Source organism: Campylobacter concisus (assembly GCF_003048985.1).
Classification (GTDB): Bacteria; Campylobacterota; Campylobacteria; order Campylobacterales; family Campylobacteraceae; genus Campylobacter_A; species Campylobacter_A concisus_AY.
In genome coordinates this window covers 20,485-42,661 of sequence record NZ_PIRS01000001.1, presented here as the reverse complement: position 1 = coordinate 42,661, position 22,177 = coordinate 20,485, and the positions used below count along the sequence as shown (strand labels likewise).

Annotated in this window: 20 protein-coding genes; 15 read left to right on the top strand and 5 right to left on the bottom strand. The window is 41.3% G+C overall.

The window, feature by feature from the left end:
• Positions 1-17: 17 nt before the first annotated feature.
• The 5 genes from CVS91_RS00205 (at position 18) to CVS91_RS00185 (ending at position 3,349) form a co-directional block, all read left to right on the top strand.
• Positions 18-671, top strand: coding sequence for an amino acid ABC transporter permease (locus CVS91_RS00205; RefSeq protein ID WP_107829440.1), 654 nt, complete (start codon positions 18-20; stop codon positions 669-671).
• Positions 658-1,326, top strand: coding sequence for an amino acid ABC transporter permease (locus CVS91_RS00200; protein ID WP_087581878.1), 669 nt, complete (start codon positions 658-660; stop codon positions 1,324-1,326). The genes CVS91_RS00205 and CVS91_RS00200 overlap by 14 nt, the downstream gene beginning before the upstream one ends.
• 1 nt (position 1,327) lies before the next feature.
• Entirely contained in the window at positions 1,328-2,065 is a 738-nt protein-coding gene (locus CVS91_RS00195; protein WP_107829439.1) for an amino acid ABC transporter ATP-binding protein, read from the top strand.
• Between the two features lie 91 nt (positions 2,066-2,156).
• Positions 2,157-3,014, top strand: coding sequence for a cysteine ABC transporter substrate-binding protein (locus CVS91_RS00190; RefSeq protein ID WP_107829437.1), 858 nt, complete (start codon positions 2,157-2,159; stop codon positions 3,012-3,014).
• A gap of 20 nt (positions 3,015-3,034) precedes the next feature.
• Entirely contained in the window at positions 3,035-3,349 is a 315-nt protein-coding gene (locus CVS91_RS00185; protein ID WP_107829772.1) for a TfoX/Sxy family protein, read from the top strand.
• Positions 3,350-3,417: 68 nt separating this feature from the next.
• Here the strand turns inward: CVS91_RS00185 and CVS91_RS00180 are convergent, their stop codons facing one another.
• From CVS91_RS00180 to groES, 3 genes are all read right to left on the bottom strand, one after another.
• Positions 3,418-4,785 (bottom strand): phosphomannomutase/phosphoglucomutase, encoded by a 1,368-nt coding sequence (locus CVS91_RS00180; RefSeq protein ID WP_107829435.1) that lies wholly within the window; start codon positions 4,783-4,785, stop codon positions 3,418-3,420.
• A 135-nt stretch (positions 4,786-4,920) separates the two neighbouring features.
• Complete coding sequence (gene groL, locus CVS91_RS00175) at positions 4,921-6,555, bottom strand: chaperonin GroEL (RefSeq protein WP_002940160.1); 1,635 nt, start codon at positions 6,553-6,555, stop codon at positions 4,921-4,923.
• A gap of 17 nt (positions 6,556-6,572) precedes the next feature.
• Positions 6,573-6,833: a co-chaperone GroES gene (groES, locus tag CVS91_RS00170; RefSeq protein WP_009293641.1), complete on the bottom strand. Its 261-nt coding sequence runs from the start codon at positions 6,831-6,833 to the stop codon at positions 6,573-6,575.
• A 168-nt stretch (positions 6,834-7,001) separates the two neighbouring features.
• Between groES and CVS91_RS00165 the strand changes: the two genes are divergently transcribed.
• Complete coding sequence (locus CVS91_RS00165) at positions 7,002-9,545, top strand: tryptophanyl-tRNA synthetase (RefSeq protein ID WP_107829433.1); 2,544 nt, start codon at positions 7,002-7,004, stop codon at positions 9,543-9,545.
• Positions 9,546-10,706 carry an MFS transporter gene (locus CVS91_RS00160; protein ID WP_107829431.1) on the top strand — a complete coding sequence of 387 codons (1,161 nt, stop codon included), beginning with the start codon at positions 9,546-9,548 and terminating at the stop codon, positions 10,704-10,706.
• Between the two features lie 2 nt (positions 10,707-10,708).
• Here CVS91_RS00160 and CVS91_RS00155 read toward each other — a convergent pair whose 3' ends face one another.
• Positions 10,709-11,485, bottom strand: coding sequence for a PhzF family phenazine biosynthesis protein (locus tag CVS91_RS00155; protein WP_103605266.1), 777 nt, complete (start codon positions 11,483-11,485; stop codon positions 10,709-10,711).
• 491 nt (positions 11,486-11,976) lie between these two features.
• Complete coding sequence (gene uvrB / locus CVS91_RS00150; protein ID WP_107829429.1) at positions 11,977-13,953, bottom strand: excinuclease ABC subunit UvrB; 1,977 nt, start codon at positions 13,951-13,953, stop codon at positions 11,977-11,979.
• Positions 13,954-14,078: 125 nt separating this feature from the next.
• On the opposite strand from uvrB, the gene CVS91_RS00145 reads away from it, so the two are divergent.
• The 8 genes from CVS91_RS00145 (at position 14,079) to CVS91_RS00110 (ending at position 22,131) form a co-directional block, all read left to right on the top strand.
• Positions 14,079-14,312, top strand: a complete 234-nt coding sequence (locus tag CVS91_RS00145) for a hypothetical protein (protein WP_002940382.1) — start codon at positions 14,079-14,081, stop codon at positions 14,310-14,312.
• 23 nt (positions 14,313-14,335) lie between these two features.
• Entirely contained in the window at positions 14,336-14,572 is a 237-nt protein-coding gene (locus CVS91_RS00140) for a hypothetical protein (protein WP_009293636.1), read from the top strand.
• Positions 14,569-14,979: a type II secretion system protein gene (locus tag CVS91_RS00135; protein ID WP_087583073.1), complete on the top strand. Its 411-nt coding sequence runs from the start codon at positions 14,569-14,571 to the stop codon at positions 14,977-14,979. Before CVS91_RS00140 ends, CVS91_RS00135 begins: the two co-directional genes overlap by 4 nt.
• Positions 14,979-16,829, top strand: coding sequence for a primosomal protein N' (locus tag CVS91_RS00130; protein ID WP_107829427.1), 1,851 nt, complete (start codon positions 14,979-14,981; stop codon positions 16,827-16,829). The genes CVS91_RS00135 and CVS91_RS00130 overlap by 1 nt, the downstream gene beginning before the upstream one ends.
• A 51-nt stretch (positions 16,830-16,880) precedes the next feature.
• Complete coding sequence (locus CVS91_RS00125) at positions 16,881-18,341, top strand: MBOAT family O-acyltransferase (protein ID WP_107829425.1); 1,461 nt, start codon at positions 16,881-16,883, stop codon at positions 18,339-18,341.
• 8 nt (positions 18,342-18,349) lie between these two features.
• Complete coding sequence (locus CVS91_RS00120; protein WP_107829423.1) at positions 18,350-19,531, top strand: hypothetical protein; 1,182 nt, start codon at positions 18,350-18,352, stop codon at positions 19,529-19,531.
• Positions 19,532-19,655: 124 nt separating this feature from the next.
• Entirely contained in the window at positions 19,656-20,714 is a 1,059-nt protein-coding gene (gene ispG, locus CVS91_RS00115; protein ID WP_107829421.1) for a flavodoxin-dependent (E)-4-hydroxy-3-methylbut-2-enyl-diphosphate synthase, read from the top strand.
• Positions 20,715-20,718: 4 nt separating this feature from the next.
• Complete coding sequence (locus CVS91_RS00110; protein ID WP_107829419.1) at positions 20,719-22,131, top strand: replicative DNA helicase; 1,413 nt, start codon at positions 20,719-20,721, stop codon at positions 22,129-22,131.
• Positions 22,132-22,177 lie beyond the last annotated feature (46 nt).

Below are 22,177 nucleotides of genomic sequence, written 5' to 3'. Positions count from 1 at the left end.
AGATTGGATTAAAGTTTATGGATTTTGAGTTTATTGAGAAATTTTACCCCCTTTTTGTAAAGGCTGGGATTCTCACCTGCCAGATCGCCTTTTTGGGGATCGTTTTTTCTATTTTGATAGGCATTTTTTGCATGGCTGTGAAATTTTACAAGCTAAAATTTCTCTCAAAGCTCGTTGATTGCTATGTTGAGCTTTCAAGAAATACGCCGCTTCTTATCCAGCTCTTCTTTTTATACTACGGCTTGCCAAAGCTTGGAGTGTCGATGAGTGGCTTTGCCTGTGCGGTCGCTGGACTTAGCTTTCTTGGTGGCAGCTATATGAGCGAGAGCTTTAGACTTGGCTTTGAGGCGGTGAGAAAGTCGCAGATAGAAGCAGGACTTAGTATCGCACTTAGTAAAAACCAGCTCCTAAGATATGTCATATTGCCACAAGCCTTTAGCGTGGCACTTCCGAGCATCAGCGCAAACGTCATATTTTTACTAAAAGAGACAAGCATCGTTAGCATCGTAGCCCTTGCTGATCTAGTCTACGTCGCAAAGGATCTCATCGGACTTTACTACAAAACAGATGAGGCGCTTTTTATGCTGGTTATTAGCTATCTTGTCATCATCTTGCCAGTCTCGCTGGCGCTTAGCTACGTCGAAAAAAGGGTGAGAAATGCAAGGAGTTAGTATATTATTTGACACGCAAAATTTACTAAGACTGCTTGAAGGTCTTGTAGTAAGCACTGAAATTTCGCTCATCTCTATCATCATCTCCGTCATCGGTGGCCTCATACTTGGCGTTTTGATGAGTATGAAAAACAAATTTATCTATTTTGTTTTAAAAATTTGCCTCGAGATCGTTCGTATCATGCCTCAGATCGTCTGGCTATTTTTATTTTACTTTGGTGTTAGCAAGGCTTTTGGACTGCATATCTCGGCATTTACCGCCTCGCTCATCGTCTTTAGCCTTTGGGGCGTTTTTGAGATGATGGATATCGTGCGCGGTGCTATCACCTCGATACCAAAGCACCAGTTTGAGTCAGCCGCCTCACTAGGACTTAGCAAATTTCAAATTTACTTTCACGTCATCATCCCGCTTGCCACAAGAAGGCTGGTGCCTGGAGCTGTAAATTTACTAAGCCGTATGATAAAAACGACCTCTATCGTCGTGCTAATCGGCGTCGTAGAGGTGGTCAAAGTCGGTCAGCAGATCATCGAGCGAAATGTATTTACAAATCCTATGGCGCCATTTTGGATATACACGCTCATATTCTTTTTATATTTTGCGATCTGCTATCCAGTCTCAAAACTATCGAAAAAACTAGAAGAAAAATGGAGCTAAAATGAGCGAAAATATCTTAGAACTTAAAAAAATCAATAAATTTTATGGAGAGCTTCACGCCTTAAAAGATATAAGCTTAGAGGTAAAAAGTGGCGAAGTAGTAGTGCTTCTTGGACCATCAGGCTGTGGCAAGAGCACAACTCTTAGATGCATAAACGGCCTTGAGAGCATAGCAAGCGGCGAGATCATCATAGACGGCGAAGTGATAGATGCTAAATTTAAAGAGTGGCAAAGGATCCGCCAAAAGGTCGGCATGGTCTTTCAAAGCTACGAGCTTTTTGATCACATGAACGTCATAGACAACGTCCTTCTTGGACCTTTGAAGGTGCAAAAAAAAGATAGAGCCGAAGCTGAAAAAACGGCTGATATGTGGCTAAGCAAGGTTGGGCTACTTGATAAGAAATTTGCCTATCCAAAGGAGCTAAGCGGCGGTCAAAAGCAGCGCATAGCAATAGTAAGAAGCCTTTGTTTAAACCCTGAGATCATGCTATTTGACGAGGTTACGGCAGCACTTGATCCAGAGATCGTTAGAGAGGTGCTCGATGTGATACTAAATTTAGCCAAAGATGGCATGACGATGTTAATAGTCACCCACGAGATGAGCTTTGCAAGAGCGGTTGCAAATAAGATCGTATTTATGGACGCTGGAGCGATCGTGGAGATCAGCGAGCCAGAGGAGTTTTTTACTAATCCAAAGAGCGATCGCGCGAAGAAATTTCTAAATTTATTCTCGTTTTAGAAAAAATAAGAGATAATTTGCCGTTTTTTCAAAATGCGTTTAGAGCGAGATTTGACCGCTCTTATTAACTAAATTTTTTAAAGGAGAAAGAGTGAGAAAATTTAAATTTTTCTTATTAGCATTAGTCGCTACCGTCTTTCTAACGGGTTGTGGTGATGACAAAGGTGCGGACAAAGCGGCCGCTTCAAATCAAACTGACGCTATCGCAAAGATCAAAGAGCGTGGATATATAAGGATAGGCGTTTTCAGCGACAAACCGCCATTTGGCTACGTCGATAAAGACGGCAAAAACCAAGGCTATGACATCTATTTTGCAAAACGCATCGCAAAAGACTTGCTTGGCGATGAGAGCAAGGTTAAATTTGAGCTAGTCGAGGCTGCTGGCAGGGTCGAAGTGCTCACAGCTGACAAGGTCGATATCACGCTTGCAAATTTCACAAAGACGCCTGAGCGCGCGCAAGTTGTTGATTTTGCGCTTCCATATATGAAGGTCTCTCTTGGCATCGTTAGCCCAGAAGGTGCTGTGATAAAGAGCGTTGATGAGCTAAAAGATAAAACTTTAATCGTCAATAAAGGCACAACAGCAGACGCATTTTTTACAAAAAATTATCCTGATATCAAGCTTTTAAAGTATGATCAAAACACCGAAACTTTCGCAGCTTTGGTTGATAAAAGAGGTGCTGCTCTAGCGCATGATAACGCTCTACTTTTTGCTTGGGCGAAAGAGACTCCTGGCTTTGTCGTTGGCGTTGAAGCGCTTGGCGACGTGGATGTGATAGCTCCAGCTGTTAAAAAAGGTAACAAAGTTTTGCTTGAGTGGCTAAATAACGAGATCATCGAGCTTGGAAAAGAAAATTTCTTCCACAAAGACTATGACGCGACACTAAAACCAATATATGGCAATAGTGTCAATCCTGAATCTCTAGTCGTCGAAGGCGGCAAACTCTAAATTCAAAGTGAGTGATCATAGTGAATGAATTTAATGAATATGTTCGCGATAGATTTTCTGAATTCGGCGATATTGTCATAAAATCCATGATGGGTGGATACCTTGTATATTTTAACGGTAAACTGATAGGTGACATTTGTAATAATGAACTGTTTTTAAAGAGAACGCCGACACCGGACAGACTTCTTGCGGACTCAGAACTACGTTATCCTTATAATGGCTCAAAGACGTTAATGCATGTATTCGAGAAATTTGAGGATGCGAATTTGATTGGAGAATTGTTGCGCGGCATGTATGCGGAACTGCCCGAAAAGAAACCAGCAAAAGCCAGATAAGTTGGATGTTTAAATAAAAATTTGAAAAGCATTTTGGAGTAAATTTAGCCCAAAATGCTCTTTGCAGGTTACATTAAGCTCTTTAGCAAATTTGTCACTTTTTGCTCGATCTCTTCTAGAAATTCTTTGCTTTTAGCTTCAAATCTAGTAACAATAACTGGCGTTGTATTTGACGCACGCACCAGTGCCCAGCCATTTTCAAACTGAATTCTAATGCCATCAATGTCGATGATATTTTTTATCTTTGGCAGGTCGCAACCCTCGTTTTTCACACACTCTTTTAGCTTAGCTACTATCTTAAATTTAGCCTCGTCAGTCGTCTTTATCTTGATCTCATCGGTGCTAAAGACAAGTGGCATCTTATCAAGCTCGCCGTCAAGGTCAAAGCCCTTATGAACCAGCTCAAGCACCCTCATCATCGCATAAAGCGCATCATCAAAGCCAAAATAGCGCTCTTTAAAGAAAATATGTCCGCTCACCTCTGCTGCAAGATCTACGTTTAGCTCTTTCATCATCTTTTTAATGTTGCTATGTCCCGTCTTACCCATGAAAACTTCGCCGATTTTTGCAATCTCATCATACATATTTTGTGAGCATTTTACCTCGCCAAGCACCTTTGGATGTTTCATATTTAGCGCATAAAGATATGCTAGCTCATCGCCTTTTATATCTCTTTTTGGCGTTATAACCGCGATCCTGTCGCCATCTCCGTCAAAGCCAAATCCAAGGTCAAATTCCTTCTTTTCGATGAGCGAAAATATCTCTTTTAAATTCTCTTTTTCGCTTGGGTCTGGGTGGTGATTTGGGAAATTTCCGTCTGGATCTTCATATAAAATTTTTGCATTTAGTCCAAGTGCTTTAACGATAGGCACCAAGCTCACGCCAACAGCGCCATTTGCGCAGTCGATAACAAAAGGCTTTTTGAAATTTTTAAGCTCGCTAAATTCTTTTACAAAAAACTCGACATATTTTTCTAAGATGTTAAATTTCTCACAGCTCTCATCATCTGCGATCTCTAAATTTGAGGCGATTATCTCGTTCACCTTATCTTTTAAAATTTGCAGATCTTTGCCAAAGAAGCTATCTTTTTTGATAGTGATCTTAAAGCCGTTATACTCTTTTGGATTGTGAGAGCCCGTAATCATGATGTTTGCGTCGAAATAGTCAGCATAAACGCTAAAGTAGCCAACAGGAGTTGGTAGCAAGCCGATGTTATAAATTTTAAAGCCACCAGCCTTGTTTAGGCCGCTTAGCAGATACCTAAAAAGCGTGCTAGCACTTAGCCTTGCGTCAAAACCAACGCTTAAAGTTTTCACGCCAAATTCGTTAAATTTCTTACCCAAAGCAAGTCCTATAGCCTTGACGCTGTCCTCTGTCAAGTCTTTTTCAAAAATGCCACGGATGTCGTATTCTCTAAAAATTTCATCATATTTCATTGTAAATTCTCCCTAAAAGAATGCAAAAATGATACAAGAATAAATTTAAAAAGGAGTAAATAATTTTATAAATTTAGTGAGGTTAAATTTAAATATAAATTCGAGCTAGAAAAGGCTCTAGCTCGAAAAGGGCTGCTACATCATGCCGCCCATGCCACCCATTCCGCCCATGTCAGGCATTGCAGGCATTGCTTTTTCTTCTTTTATCTCGCTGATAGTTGCTTCAGTGGTTAGTAGCAAGCTAGCCACGCTAACAGCGTTTTGAAGCGCAACTCTCTCAACTTTAACTGGGTCGATGATGCCGGCTTCAAACATATTTACATATTCGCCAGTTGCAGCGTTAAAGCCAAAATTTGCATCTTTGCTTGTCTCAACTGCGTTTGCTACTACGCCAGCGTCAAAGCCAGCGTTCTCAGCGATTTGGCGAAGTGGAGCACGAAGCGCTCTTCTAACGATCTCAGCACCGATTGCCTCGTCACCTTGTAAATTTAAATTTACACTCTTTGAAGCAAGGATAAGAGCTGAGCCACCACCTACTACGATGCCCTCTTCTACAGCTGCACGAGTAGCGCTTAGAGCGTCATCTACGCGGTCTTTTTTCTCTTTCATCTCAGTCTCAGTCGCAGCACCTACTTTGATAACTGCCACGCCGCCGCTTAGTTTTGCAAGGCGCTCTTGAAGTTTTTCTTTGTCATAGTCGCTTGTAGTCTCAGCGATTTGAGCTTTGATCTGAGTTATTCTAGCGTCGATCGCTGACTTCTCACCTGCACCATTTACGATAGTAGTGTTATCTTTGTCGATAACTACGCTTGAAGCTTGTCCAAGGTCGTTTATAGTGGCACTCTCAAGTGTTCTGCCTAGCTCTTCACTAATGACTTCGCCGCCTGTTAAGATAGCGATATCTTCAAGCATTGCTTTTCTTCTATCACCAAAGCCAGGAGCTTTTACAGCTGAGATGTTTAGCACGCCACGAAGTTTATTTACAACAAGCGTTGCAAGTGCCTCACCCTCGATATCTTCAGCGATGATTAGAAGTGGTTTTCCACTCTTTTGTACTTGCTCAAGCACTGGAAGCAGGTCTTTTAAATTTGTGATCTTCTTGTCAAATAGTAATATAAATGGATTACTTAGCTCAACTTGCATCTTTTCAGGGTTTGTGATGAAGTATGGGCTTAGATATCCGCGGTCAAACTGCATACCCTCAACAACGCTTAGCTCGTCTTGGATAGACTTTGCCTCTTCTACTGTTATGACGCCGTCTTTGCCGACTTTCTCCATCGCATCAGCGATAAGCTTACCGATACTCTCATCTGAGTTTGCAGAGATAGTAGCGATCTGAGCGATCTCTTTTGAGCCAGAAACTTTTTTAGAGATGTTTTTTAGTGCATCTATAAGAGCTGCTACTTCTTTATCCATACCACGTTTTACTTCGATAGGATTTGCGCCAGCAGTTACGTTTCTAAGACCCTCTTTAAATATCGCGTGAGCTAGCACAGTCGCTGTTGTAGTGCCGTCACCTGCTTGGTCGTTTGTTTTGCTTGCTACTTCTCTAACTAGGCTTGCACCCATATTTTCGATAGTATCTTTTAGCTCAACTTCTTTAGCCACGCTAACGCCGTCTTTTGTGATGTTTGGAGCACCAAAGCTCTTTTGGATAAGGACATTTCTGCCTCTTGGTCCCATTGTCACTTTTACAGCGTCATTTAGTTTTTTTACGCCCTCGTATAGGCGATTTCTTGCATCATCAGAGTAAAAAATTTCTTTTGCCATTATCTTTCCTTTTTAAATTATTTAATCACGCCTAAAATGTCGTCGATGTTTAAAACAAGATATGTTTTATCATCTAAATTTACCTCAGTGCCAGCGTATTTAGCAAATACTACTTTTTCGCCAACTTTTACGCCCTCAGCTTCAGCACCAACTGCTTTTACCTCGCCGCTTAAAGGTTTTTCTTTTGCGTTATCAGGTATAATTATGCCCGAAGCTGTCGTCTTTGTCTCTTCTACGCGTTCGACTAGGACACGCTTGCCTAATGGTTGAAAGTTCATTGTTCATCCTTTTAGTTTAATTGTCTTTTTTAGCACTCTTTATTTTTGAGTGATGAAATGCTAGCATTTTTTTCTGAAAAAGTCAATAATTTATAGTGAATTTTATTAAAAACTTTAGTCTAAGTGACTAAAGTTTTATGATATGTAAAACTAATATAAAGGAATTTTATGAAAAAAGTAGCTTACATAGTTGGCGCGCTTGTGCTCATAGTAGCTTGCATTTTTGGCTTTATCTTTAGCTCTTTTGGCAATAAATTTATAGCCAGTAAAATAGAAAAAGAGGCACTAGCTCGTGGTATTGATGTCAAATTTAAAGAGTTTAACCTTGGGCTTAGCACGCTAAATTTAGAAGCAACCGTGATGAACGCCATAAATTTAAAGGCAAATGGCGAGCTCTCCTTGCTTGCTCAAAGTATGAACTTAAACATAGACATAAACGCCGACAAGGCAAAGGCTAGCGAGCTTGGGCTAAAAAAGGATGTCGCGCTTAAAGCAAACGTGGCTGGCAAATTTAGTGACTTTAAGCTAACAGCAACTGGCACGGCACTTGGCTCAAATATAAATTTAAACGCAAATTTAAAAGACTACCTGCCAAAAGCTCTAAATCTTGACGCTAAAAATATCGAACTTTCTGAGATCTCAGCTCTTGCGCAAAAGCCAAATTTAGCTAGCGGCAAGCTTGATCTAACGAGCAATATGCAAGGCTTTGATGAGAAAAATGAGCCCATCATAAACGCTCAAATTTTAGCAAGCGACGCAACGATAAACAAAGAAATTCTAAAAAATGAGTTTGGGCTAAATTTAGCAAAAGATATAAGCTTTAAAGGCGGCGTAAATGCTAAATTTGCAAATGAAAAAGTGAGCGCAAAAACCCTTATCATCGCACCTGAAGCCACTTTAAAAGCAAACGAGACGACCTATGATCTAGCTAGCAAAAATTTAAAGAGCGACTTTTCGCTAAACGTGCCTGATCTTGCCCTTTTTGGCAAGCTCTTAGGCGAGCAACTAAGCGGCGCAGTGGAGGCAAACGGCGAAATTACAATGCAAGAAAATGCCCTTCAAAACCTAAAAGCTGAGATAAACGGCCTTGGCGGCAAGATAAATGCAAATTTTGATAGCAAAAACTTAGCCTTAAATGCAACTAACATCAAGCTAAAAGAGCTTCTAGCGCTTGCTATGCAGCCTAGCTACGCAGACGGGCAGATAAATTTAAACGCAAATTTTAGCGGCTTTGACGAGCTAAAAAAGCTTGCAGGCGAGGCTAAATTTGAGATAAAAAACGGCCTTATAAATAAAGGTCTTGCAAAACTTAAAAACGCGGCTAAATTTGAGCTAAAAGGCGGCGCCACAGCAAAAAATGAACTTGTAAATTTTGACGCAAACGTGCTTAGCGACCTTGGCGAGTTAAAGGATGTAAAGGGCGTTTATGACCTAAAAAACAACCAAATTTTTAGCAAATTTGCCCTGCTCATTAGCGACCCTGAGAAATTTAAAGCGGTTAGCGGCTTTGAGGTTGGCTCAAAGATGGCGCTTGCGGGCGATGTGAAGCTCAAGCAGAGCAAAATAGATGAGCTAAATTTAGGTGGCGATGCCTTTGCTGGCAAGCTAAATGCCACCATAAAAAATGAAAATCTTGATCTTAACCTAAAAGAGGCGCAGTTAGGAGAAATTTTAGCACTTAGCGGCAACGACATGCTGGCAAACGCTAAGACAAATATCCAGGCAAAGGGGCAAAATATCTTTAGCAAAAGTCCAAGCGTCACCGCAACGATCGCTTTAAACGAGGGCAAATTTAACGCAGCAGCGCTTAGCAAAATGCTTGATAAAAAATTCCCTGAAAATGAGAAATTTAGCTCAAATTTGAGCCTAGACTATAAAGGCGACATGGCAAAATTTAGTGGTGACTTTCTTAGCTCGCTAGCTGATATAAAGGGCATAGACGGCAGTTTTGACGTGGGCAAAAGCACGCTAAACTTAAAGCTTCAAGCGGTAGTTTCAGAGCTAAATAGGCTTGCATTTTTAGCTGGTCGCGAGCTTCACGGTAAATTTGCAGCCCTAGTAACGGCAGAGGGCAAAGTGGATGATCTAAGTGTGAAAGCTACTTCAGATGATCTATTTAAGGGCAAACTAGAGGCAAACTACAAAGGTGGCGCGCTTGATGCGGTGCTAAAAAACTTTGAGGTCAAAGGGCTAACGCAGACTTTGGGGTTAGATCATCTTTATGATGGCTACGGCGATGCTAAATTTGACTACGAGACGAAGCAAAAGCTCGGTAAATTTGACATCTTGCTAAAAGAGGGTCACCTAGCCAGCACAAATCTCACAAACAATATAAAAACCTTCACCGGCAAGGACATCACAAAAGAAATTTACAAAGACGGCAAAATTTATGGCGATATAAAGGGCGATAACGTCGTCTTTAACGTAAATTTAAGCTCACCAAAGAGCGACATAAAGGTTACAGGTGGCACTTATAACACCGCGACAAAAATGCTTAACGCGCCACTTGTTTGCAGGCTCGAAAAGACCGATCTAAACGTGCAAATCTCAGGCACGACAGACAAGCTAAAATATGATGTCAGGTCGCAATATCTCGAAAATAAGGTCAAAAAAGAGATAGGTAGATTTTTAGATAAAAAGCTGGGCAAAGATGATGAAGGCGCAAACGGCGAAAAGCAAAATTTAAAGGGGCTTTTAAAAGGGCTATTTTAGATGAAAAAGGCGGAAAATTTAAAGTATCTAATGGGGCTTGGGCACTTTTGTAGTGACATAAACCAAAGCGCGCTTGGTGCGATGCTACCCTTTTTCATCGCGAGCTACCACTACGACTACGCAACAGCCGCCTCGCTCGTGACCGCCACAAATTTAGCAAGCTCGCTCATCCAGCCGCTGATCGGTCGCCTAAGCGACAAAAAAGAGCTTCCCTATGTCATCCCGCTTGGGCTACTGCTAGCGGGCGGAGGCATGAGCCTCACTGGCTTTGTGACAAACTACTACATCATCTTGGTTTGCGTGATGATAAGCGGTATCGGCGCCGCGCTCTTTCACCCAAGTGCCGCAAGGATCGTAAACTACGCCTCAAACACCAAAAATAGAGCCAAAAGCATAAGCATATTTTCATTTGGTGGCAACGTGGGCTTTGCGGTTGGACCCATTTTAGTCGCCGTTTTTGTGGGAAATTTTGGCCTAAAAGGGACGTTAATTTTCATAATCCCTCAAATTTTTCTAACACTTTTATACCTTAAAAAGGGCAAATTTATAAAAGCGCTAGAAGGCAATCACAAAAAGCAAATTTCACAAAAAACAAGCGCTCTAAAAGATGATCTGGGCGCATTTTTAAGGCTTTGTGTCTGTATATTTTCACGCTCGATCGTCGCTTTTGGCTTTTCGGCATTTTTTAGCATCTACCTCATCAAAATTTTTGGCCTTAGCAAAGAGGCTGCAAATGTAAATTTAAGTATGTTTTTTGCTGCAGGTGCGATCTCTACGCTATTTGGCGGAGCGCTAGCCGATAGATACGGCCTAGTTAGGCTCATCAAAATAAGCCTAAGCATCGCCGCACCGCTAGTCGTGCTAATGCTCTTTATCGACAGCTACGCGCTATTTCTCGTGGCCTCTATGTGCGTGAGTGCCTGCATCAGCCTATCTTTTAGCCCCTCAATCGCCCTTGCACAGCTTTATCTGCCAAATCAAATCGGCCTAGCCTCAGGCGTAACGCTTGGGCTTAGCATAACAATCGGCGGTATATTTGCGACGGTCATCGGCAAGATCGCTGACATCTTTAGCCTAACGCACTCGTTTTACTTTATCGCCGCAGTTTCGCTCATCTGCGCGGTTTCTAGCTACTTTTTAAAGCCAGTTAGCAGAACTTAATTTTATACAAATAGCTCGCTAACAGCGTAGAGCACAGCCTTGCCGCCAAGCATCACCCTGCCGTCATCTCTCATCCTACAAGCGATCTTGCCACCTCTTTTTGATGCCTGAAATGCTGCGATCTCACTTTTGCCAAGCTCTTTTGCCCAAAATGGCACTAGATGGCAGTGTCCCGAGCCACAGACTGAATCCTCCACCACGCCCAACTTTGGCGCAAAGCTACGAGATACGCAGTCAAATTTTTTGCCCATAGCACTGATGTGGGTTATAAGCCCATCAAGGCCGCTTAAAAACTCCATGTCTGGTCTCGCATCCACCACCTCACTCTCATTTTGCATAATAAGAAGCAGGTCTCTGCCCAAAAATGCTCTCTTTGGCCTAGCTCCAACGGCACGCGCCATTTGCTCGCTCACAGCGACCTCTTTTAGGCTAAAGCTTGGAAAATCAAGCCAAAATGTCTCATCTTTATAAGCTACATTTAAAATTCCGCTTAACGTTTTGAATTTAAACTCATTTTGCTCTGGCGCAAAAAATCGCTTTAACGCAAATGCCGATGCGAGCGTGGCATGCCCACAAAGGTCTATCTCACTAAGCGGCGTAAACCAGCGAAGGCTGTAAATTTCGCCATTTGGCACTACAAATGCGGTCTCTGAGAGATTATTTTCAGCAGCTATCTTTTGCATAAGCTCCTTTGACAACGGCTCGCTTGTAATGCAAACAGCTGCTGGATTGCCCTTAAAAATTTCACTCGTAAATGCGTCGATATGATAGCAAGTCATCTTTTCTCCTTTTTGCAAAATTTTACTTTTTATGCTTTAAATTTTGTTGAGCAGACCAAATTTGATGTGATCTGAAATTTAGGCAAAACTTGTCAAAGAAAATAAGTTTTTTACTTCACTATAAAGAGGCGACAAGACTTAAATTTTAAAGAAACAAAAAAACAAAACATGGTACTTGGCAGCATATTTTGTGATAGATTTAAAAAATTTGCGCAAACTAAACACGTAGAAATTTAAATTTTAGTCACAGAGCATCAAGGCAAAGTATCTTGTGATGATTTTAAATGTTTTGCTTCGCAAGCTCGTAACTGCAAGTAGAAACGAAGAAATTTTCGACCAAAGATAGAACATATGAATTTAAGCCGCCAAGACAAGAAAATTTTTGTTTCAGACAAGGCGGATGAGCAAAAACAAGGGAGCGTATATATGATACGTGACCGAAGTTTGAAGCGATATCCAACGCAGTATAAAACAAAAATGGCTTGTCTTTTTTAAAGTTTTCTCATCTTTGCTATCTCATCTCTCAGCGCCGCCGCCTTCTCAAACTCCAGCTGCGCCGCCGCTTCAAGCATCTGTTTTCTTAGCTCTTTTACGATCGCGGCTCGCTCGCTAGCTGGCATTTTTTCCAGATTTGCGCCTTTTCTTAAGATCTCCGTGCCGTCCTCGACGTGCAGGCTCTCTTCGATATTTCTACTTGCAGAGTGCGGCGTTATGCCGTGAGCCTTGTTGTACTCATCTTGAAATTTACGCCTAGCAGTCGTCGTATCGATCGCTTCTTTCATCGAGTGTGTGATCTTTTTAGCAAACATTAGCACCTTGCCATTTACGTTTCTAGCTGCGCGCCCCATCGTCTGTATAAGGCTCGTTGTAGAGCGCAAAAAGCCCTCTTTGTCGGCATCCATGATCGCTATTAGGCTCACTTCAGGCAGGTCAAGCCCCTCACGAAGCAAATTTATGCCTATTAGCATGTCAAATTCGCCACTTCTAAGCCCTCTAATGATCTCATTTCGCTCGATCGCGTCGATGTCTGAGTGCATATACTTGACCTTGACGCCAAGCTCGATGTAGTAGCGGCTTAGCTCCTCAGCCATCTTTTTAGTTAGCACTGTAACTAGCACACGCTCACCTCTTGCAATGACCGCCTTCGCCTCGTCAAATAGCGCCTCTACTTGATTGTCACTATCTTTTATCTCGATGATCGGATCAAGTAGCCCCGTAGGTCGCAAAATTTGCTCATAGACGTGCCCCTGGCTGATACCAAGCTCGTATTCGTTTGGCGTTGCTGAGACAAAGAGAAATTTAGCCTTTTTGCTTATAAATTCGTCAAATTTAAGCGGCCTGTTATCAAGCGCTGACGGCAAGCGAAATCCATACTCCACAAGCACCTCTTTACGGCTCCTATCGCCTGCATACATACCCCTAAACTGCGGCAAACTCACGTGGCTCTCATCGACGATAACCAGATAGTCCTCACCACTTATCTCAAAGTAGTCAAACATCGAGTACGGCGTCTCTCCAGCCTTTTGACCAGTTAGGTGGCGCGCGTAGTTTTCGATGCCCTTGCACATGCCAGTGCTTGCCATCATCTCGAGGTCAAACTCCACCCTTTGCTTTAGCCTCTGCGCCTCAACTAGCTTGCCCTGCTCGTTAAATTCTTTCAAGCGCACATCAAGCTCCTCTTCGATCTCTTTCATAGCGATCTTTAGCCTATCAGCGCCCACGATAAACTGGCTGGTCGGGTAGAGGATAAATTTTTTCAGGTCGTGTCTTTTTTTGTTTTCCAGCACGTCCAGGCTATACATCGTCTCGATCTCGTCGCCGAAAAACTCGATCCTAAACGCCTCGTCGTTAAAATATGCGGGATATACGTCCACCACGTCGCCGTTTACGCGAAAGTCGCCACGATCGAAATAAACGTCGTTTCGCTTGTATCCCATATCCACTAGCTTTTGCAGTAGCGTGCGCTGGTTGATTTTATCGCCGACGTTTAGGTATGCGACCATGCCTTTATACTCGCTTGGATTACCAAGGCCGTAGTTTGCAGAGACTGAGGCGACACAGATGACGTCGTCAAAGCTTAGCAAGCTAGCCGTCGCAGAGAGGCGCAGGCGCTCAAGCTCCTCATTTACCGAGCTATCCTTTTCTATATATAGGTCGCTTCTTGGGATGTAGGCCTCTGGCTGGTAGTAGTCATAGTAGCTTATGAAGTACTCGACGTGGTTTTTTGGGAAAAAGCCCTTAAATTCGCTGTAAAGCTGAGCGGCAAGGGATTTGTTATGTGTCATGATGAGCGTTGGCATATTTAGCTCACGTATGACATTTGCCATGGTAAAAGTCTTGCCAGATCCTGTGACGCCTAGAAGTGTTTGGTATTTATTGCCTGATTTTATACTTTTTACTATCTCTTTTATCGCTCTTGCTTGGTCGCTGCTTGGGCTAAATTTAGATGAAATTTCAAATTTACTCATTGATCGCCTTTAAATTTGGGCGAATTTTATAGCAAAGATAGTGCTTTGTCAAATGAGAATTTTAAAAAGAATTTAGCCTCTGCGTGTTAGAATACGGCATTAATTATTATTTTAAAGGAACCTTTATGTTTGAAGATAATGCGATCTTAACCACACTAAGCGATAAAGTAAATGACCTCATCACAAAATACGATGAAGTTTGCAGAGTAAATGAAGAGCTACGTAACGAGATCGTAACATTAAAAGCACAAAATGAGGCAAAAACCAACCAGATCATGCGCCTAGAAGAGGACCTTGATAAGAAAAATAGCGAAGCTGATGATGTAATGAAAAAGATCGAAGCCGTCCTTGGTAGATAAGCTAGGCATTTTTGGCATAAAAGATGAAACAGATCACGCTCACCGTATCATCTCGCGACTACACGATAACGCTTGATGATGATTTTGCTGAAGTTTTTGAGCGTGACTGGCAGAAATTTATGGGGGGAAAGAAATTTATAGAGCCTCGCGAACTTATAAACGCCTTTGTCGAAAAGAGCTACGAGAGCTACACAAATTTACGCGTCGTAAAGGACGTTACAAAAGAGATAGAAGAGATACTAAAACCGGAAAATAAATGAAAAAAAGAGCTTTTACACTAATAGAAATTATATTTGTCATCGTCATACTTGGTGTCTTGAGCGCTATTGCTATACCAAAGCTTTTCTTTACTAGAAGCGACGCCATAGTTGCAAACGCAAAAACGCAAATAGCTGCCATAAAAAGCGGCATCTCACTAAAATACAACGATAGCGTCCTAAAAGGCACTCCAGCATATCCAGACGCGCTTGATGATGGGAATAAACTTTTCAACAAAGTAATAAGCGTAAATATCGCAGACAGCGGCACAAAAAACGGCTGGCACAAAACTGGAGCGACAACTTATACCTTCAAACTAGACGGACAAACAGCAAATTTCACTTATAACAAAACCACTGGCGAATTTGACTGCCAAAGCAGTGACGGACTTTGCAGCGCCCTTGAGTGATGAGATACTACGAGGTCGTATTTAGCGGGGTAAATTTAGCTGCGCTCACATATAAAAGCGAGCTAGATATTGCGCCATTTCGCGCCGTCACTGCAAAGCTTAGGGGTAAAAGTCTAACTGGCTTTATCCTGCGCGAAGTAAGCGAGCCAAGCTTTAAAACAAGCCTCGTTGATGAAATTTTACCCATTAAGCTAAACGATATCCAAGCAACTTTAGCTAAATTTATCGCCTACTACTACACCTGCGAGCTTGGCGTTGCTATAAATTTATTTGAGCCACAAAGCCTTACTGATGATGAAATTTATAGTGGCGAAAGCGACTTTAAATCGCCAAATTTAAGCCCAAAGCAGCTTGAAGCGCTAAATTTTATAAATGCGCGAAAAAGCTCGCTCATCTTTGGCGACACGGGAAGTGGCAAAAGTGAAATTTACATCGCTAAAATCAGAGAAATTTTAAACGCAGGCGGCCAGGCACTATTTTTAATGCCTGAAATTTCACTAACGCCGCAGATGCAAAAGCGTTTAGAGAGTTTCTTTGGCGAGGCTGTGGCAGTGTGGCACTCAAAGATCACGTCAAAGAAAAAAGAGCAAATTTTAAAAGACATCAAAAGTGGCAAAGCAAGGCTTATTGCAGGAGCTAGATCTGCCCTATTTTTGCCACTTGAGAGGCTAAAACTCATCATCATCGACGAAGAGCACGACGATAGCTACAAAAACACAGGCTCAAAGCCCCACTACAACGCAAGGGATCTAGCCCTCTTTTTAACTAGCAAATTTGACCTGCAAGTAGTTCTGGGTAGTGCCACGCCAAGCCTCACTAGCTTTTACAAGCAAGAGTGTTTTCGCCTAAAAGGGACATATTTTGCGTCGCAAAAGAGCTATATATTTGACGAGAGCGAGACTGGCATAAGTGAAATTTTAAAAGAGCAGATCGCAAAGACGCTTGAAAACAAAAAGCAAGCCGTCATCTGCCTACCAACAAGGGCAAATTTCAAATATCTTGTCTGCAAAAACTGCGGCGAGACGGTGAAGTGTCCATTTTGTAGCATCGGAATGAGCTACTATAAAAAGCAAAACGTGCTAAAGTGCCAATACTGCGAGCACAAAATGGCCGTGCCAAAGACCTGCCACCAGTGCGGCAGCGAGATGATAGAGGCTAAAAAGATCGGCACGAGTGAGCTTCTTGAGAGGCTGCAAGCTGAGTTTGCAAACGCTAGGATCGCTAAATTTGACAGAGACGAGATCACGACGCAAAACAAGCTTGTAAAGGCTTTGAAGGAATTTAACGATGGCAAGATAGATATCCTGCTTGGCACGCAGATGCTAAGTAAGGGGCATGACTACCACAACGTCGAGCTAGCCGTCATCATGGGCTTTGACGAGCTTTTAAATTTTCCTGATTATAGAGCTAGAGAGCGGACACTTGCCCTTGCCATGCAAGTAGCTGGCAGAGCCGGTAGAAACGGAGCTGGCAGGGTCATCATCCAAAGCAAACAAAGGGAGTTTTTTGAGAGTTATATCAGCGACTACGACGCATTTTTAAAGGAGGAGATCAGCTACCGAGAGGGGCTGTATCCGCCATTTACGAGGCTACTTCGCGTGGTCGTTTCCCATAAAGATGAGAGCACGGTAAAGGGCGCAATGAACGAATTTGTGCAAAGGCTAGAGCCGCTAAAAAGCGATGAGCTAGAGATCGTTGGATACGGCAAGTGCCAGGCTGAGTATCTTGTAGGTAAATTTAGATATGAAATTTTGCTTCGCTCAAACTCGCACACCATGCTTTTAAAGGCGGCAAACCTCTGCAAAAGCGAACTTAGCGATATTGATATAGATCCGGTGAATTTTAGTTAGTGATTAGCCAATGTTTATTATAATCTCACCAAAAAATTAACGGATACATCAATGCTTTTTAACTCTTACGAATTTATATTTTTATTCTTGCCATTTACATTTTTTATATACTTTTACCTAAACAAAAAGCGCCTCACAGAAGTAGCAAAGGGCTTTTTGGTTCTATCGTCTTTATTTTTTTACAGCTGGTGGAATGTCATTTATCTGCCGCTAATCTTAGGCTCAATGGTGTTTAACTACTGCTTTGGGGCGGAGCTAAACAAAGAAAATAGTAAAATTTCTAAAAAATTTATTCTTATACTAGGCATTGTGGCAAATTTAATGCTACTTGGATATTTTAAATATTCAGACTTCTTTATAAGCAATGTAAATTTTATCTTTAATACCAACATACCTCATTTAAATTTACTATTGCCCCTTGCGATATCATTTTTTACTTTTCAGCAAATAGCCTATTTAGTCGATAGTGCTACGGGGGGGGGTACGAAGCAGTATGACTTTTTAAACTACTGCTTGTTTGTTACCTTTTTTCCGCAACTAATCGCTGGTCCGATCGTGCATCACAAAGAGATGATGCCGCAGTTTGCAAATGTTAGAAATAAAATAATCAATTACAAAAATATAGCACTTGGACTATTTATATTTTCGATAGGGCTTTTTAAAAAGGTAGTTATCGCTGATAGTTTTGCTGTTTGGGCAACAAATGGTTTTGACAAGGCAACTGTCTTAAATTTATTTGAAGCATGGGCGACTAGCCTAAGCTATACATTTCAGCTATATTTTGACTTTAGTGGATACTGTGATATGGCTATTGGTGCGGCACTTCTTTTTAATATCAAGCTTCCAATAAACTTTAACTCACCTTATAAAGCCTTAAACATTCAAGACTTTTGGCGCAGATGGCACATAACGTTGAGCCGCTTTTTAAGAGACTACATCTATATCCCGCTAGGTGGTAACCGCAAAGGCAGGCTTCGAACATACGTAAATTTAATGGCAACCTTTATAATAGGTGGTATATGGCACGGGGCTGGCTGGACATTTGTCTTTTGGGGATTTTTGCATGGCGTTGCCTTGGTTATTCACAGAATTTGGAACGAACTTGGCTTTAAGATGAATAAAATTTTGGCTTGGTTTATAACATTTAACTTCATAAATATTACTTGGGTATTTTTTAGAGCAAAAGATTGGGACGATGCTTTAAAAGTTTTAAAAGGGATGTTTGGGCTGAGTGGAATAGTTTTGCCAAATTTTTTATTAGCAAAGCTTGGATTTTTAAAATCTTTTAATGTAAGTTTTGGTGATTTTATAGCCAGCATTGAAGGGGATAGATATACTTTCCTATATATCGCATCTGGTTTTGTTTTAATCTTGCTTTTCAAAAACTCAGTCGAGAAAACAGCCATATTTAAACCAAGCTACTTAAATATCATATATCTTATATTGATTTTATTGTTATCCTTTTGTTCAATGATCGCTGTAAAAACAGAATTTCTATATTTTAATTTTTAGGATTTTAAATGCTAACAAACAAAAAATTTTCTATCATTATATTTTTTACATTTATTGTTACATTTTTTTTAGTATCAATACCTTCTTTTTTCGTTTATAAATTATTACTTAAAGCAAAAGAAGATTTATCACTACAAGAAGCTACAAAATTTCAATTAGAAAAGAATGCAATATATAACTACTTGAACTTAGATATGTTTCAATACAAATTAGAGTTAATCAAAAACATTAAGCCAAAAATTATAGCACTGGGTTCATCAAGAGTTATGCAATTTAGAGAAGAAAGCTTTAATACAAGTTTTATTACAACTGGCGGAGCAATGCATCATCTAAACGAAGGATATTTATTTTTACAAGAAATGAAAAAAATCTATAAACCAGAAATCATAATTTTAGGTTTAGATTTTTGGTGGTTTAATGAAAAACTTTATCAACCAAGAGTTTTTAATTACTTAAATAAAACAGAAATTGATATAAAAGCAAAAATCAACCAAACACTATCCATAATCCTAAAAAGAGAAATTGACCTTGATATTTTTAAATATATTTTAAAAGACAAAAATGACATAACAAACTACCAAAACATAGGACTAAGGTCCCTTAAATACTCAAATGGCTTTAGGAAAGATGGTTCTTACCAGTATACTAGTTTTATTTTAGGAGATGAAAAAAATTCAGATATAAAATTTTCAGATACCTTAAAAAGAGTAAAAAGTAGCGATTCTAGATTTGAATATGCTAACCACATCTCTAAAGAGAGGGTTGAAATTTTCAATGAGATTATAAAATTTGCAAAAGATAATGATATAAAATTAATATTATTTATACCGCCTTTGGCAAACGAAGTTGTTGAAAATATGAATAGTCTTGGCGATAAATACAACTATGTTTCTGAATTTAGAAAACTCGTAAAAGAGACGGATATAGAAAATTATGACTTTCACGACATGAGAGATTATTATAAGGATAGTTGCGAATTTGTTGATGGATTTCATGGTGGTGATGTGGCCTATCAAAGGATATTAAAAAAGATGTATGATCAAAACTCAAGCCTATCAAAATACTTAAATATAGAATTAATCAACAAATTAATTAGTGAAAATGCAGGAAAAACTCTAACTATTTTTGACAAGACAAAATACAAAATATATAAAGAGAGAGATTTTTTAGAGCTGGGATGTGTAAAATAAATTTTACACACTAGATAAATTGCTTACAAACACTATGAATTAAAAATGCTTACAACTATTTTTAACAAATTTATTTAAAAGCCAAGATTTTATATAATCCCCAATAAAATTTAAAGGCAAAATTTTGCAACGATACCCGACAAAACAGATAAAAATTCGCGATGTTTTAATAGGCGGTGACGCACCGATCTCCGTGCAGTCGATGACATTTTCAAAGACAAAGGACGTAAAAGGCACGCTTGAGCAGATACAAAGGCTATATTTTGCAGGCTGTGACATCGTGCGCTGCGCAGTTTTTGACAAAGAGGACGCCAGCGCGCTAAAGCAAATAGTCGCAAGCTCACCCATCCCAGTCGTTGCAGACATACATTTTAACCACACCTACGCGCTCATCGTTAGCGAATTTGTCGATGCTATCCGCATAAACCCCGGCAACATAGGCTCAGCTAAGAACATAAAAGCAGTCGTTGATGCCTGCAAACAGCGAAATCTGCCTATCCGCATAGGCGTAAATTCTGGCTCGCTTGAAAAGCAGTTTGAGGACCGCTACGGCCGCACGGTGAAGGCGATGGTGGAGAGTGCCTTATACAACATCAAGCTTCTTGAGGATTTTGACTTTACAGACATTAAAATTTCACTTAAATCAAGCGACGTCGAGCGCACTATGCAAGCTTATAGAGCGCTTCGCCCAAAGACAAACTACCCATTTCATCTAGGCGTAACAGAGGCAGGTACCACTTTTCACGCGACCATCAAGTCCGCGATCGCACTTGGTGGGTTACTACTTGAGGGTATCGGCGATACGATGAGAGTTAGCATCACGGGCGAGCTTGAAGAGGAGATCAAAGTCGCAAAGGCGATCTTAAAAGATAGCGGCCGCCAAAAAGAGGGGCTAAACATCATCTCATGCCCAACTTGTGGGCGTTTGCAAGCTGACCTCATGGCAGCAGTAAAGCTCGTAGAAGAAAAGACAAAAGGGATAAAAGAGCCACTAAACGTCTCAGTGATGGGCTGCGTGGTAAATGCTATCGGCGAGGCAAAAGGTGCGGACGTCGCCATAGCATTTGGTAAAGGTAATGGCATGATCATGCGACACGGCGAAGTGGTTGCTAGACTGCCTGAGAGCGAGCTTGTGGATAGATTTTTACAAGAGATCGACGACGAGATAAAGAGCAGAGGATAAAGCAGTGGCAAAAGAGAGACTTAACGAGATAGAATTTAGCAACCTTTACGACCTTGATATGGAGCGAGCCATACTAAGCTCGATCATCGCAAACAACGACGCTTTGGGCGAAATTTTTGACACGATCAAGGCTGGGGACTTTTACCTAAAGGCTCACGCTCAAATTTACAAAGCGATGGTTGATTGTCTAAACGGCGACGTGCCTATCGCATCGACATTTATCAAAAACAAGCTTGGTGAAAACTACGATGACAACGTCATGGCGAGCATTTTGGCCACAAACTCGATCATCGACATCCAAAGATACGCAAACGAGCTAAAAGAAAAATCGATAAAACGCAGTCTAGTCAAGATCGCCCACGACATCCCAAGCAAGGTAAATGAAGACAAAGCTAGCCGCGATATGGTCGATGAGCTAAGTCAGGAGTTTTACTCTCTTGTCGATGGCAGCGGTACTGGCAGCATCAGAGATAGCGAAGATATCATAAAAAGCTTGATCGTGCACATGCAAAAGCAAGCAGCCCTAAACGAGCGCGATATCATCGGACTAAACACCGGCTTTAAAAAGCTAAATGAGATGATAAAAGGCTTTAAAAATGGCGACCTCATCATCATCGCAGCACGCCCTGGCATGGGTAAAACGACGCTTTGTCTAAATTTCATGGGGCACGTTTTAAAAAGTGGCGCTGGTGTCGTCTTTTTCTCACTTGAGATGCCAGCAGAGCAGATCATGATGAGGATGCTAGCTGATAAGACCTCGATCCCACTTCAAGAGATAATGACAGCGAGCCTGGACGACGAGAAGCTCGCTCACTTTAGCCATGCATGCAGCGAATTTTCGCACGCAAAACTCTTCGTGCACGATAGCGGCTACGTAAATATCCACCAAGTAAGGACGCAGCTTCGCAAGCTAAAGTCAGCTCATCCTGAAATTTCACTCTGCGTCATCGACTACATCGGCCTTATGATGAGCACAAATAACTTCGCCGACCGCCACATACAAATAGCTGAAATTTCTCGTGGCTTAAAGCTTCTAGCGCGCGAGCTGGATATGCCTATCATCGCACTTTCACAGCTAAACCGCGGCCTTGAAGCACGCGCGAACAAGCGCCCTATGCTAAGTGACCTAAGAGAGTCAGGCGCGATCGAGCAAGACGCCGACATCATCCTTTTTGTATATAGACACGAGGTCTATCTGGAGCAAGAGGAGAACGAGAAAAAGAGCAAGGCAGCAGCCGAGGGCAAACCTTATCAAAGCGAGCACGTTTTTAACAAGCTTCAAGAAAACGCCGAGATCATCGTTGGCAAAAACAGAAACGGCGAAGTGGGATCCATCGACGTGCTCTTTCAAAAGCAATACTCGCGCTTTTGCGATATCGCCACCACACCAGTGCAATCAACTGAATTTAAAGAGTAAATTTGCCAAAAAGCAGGTGTATTTTTTATTTTCTCCTGCTTTGCCT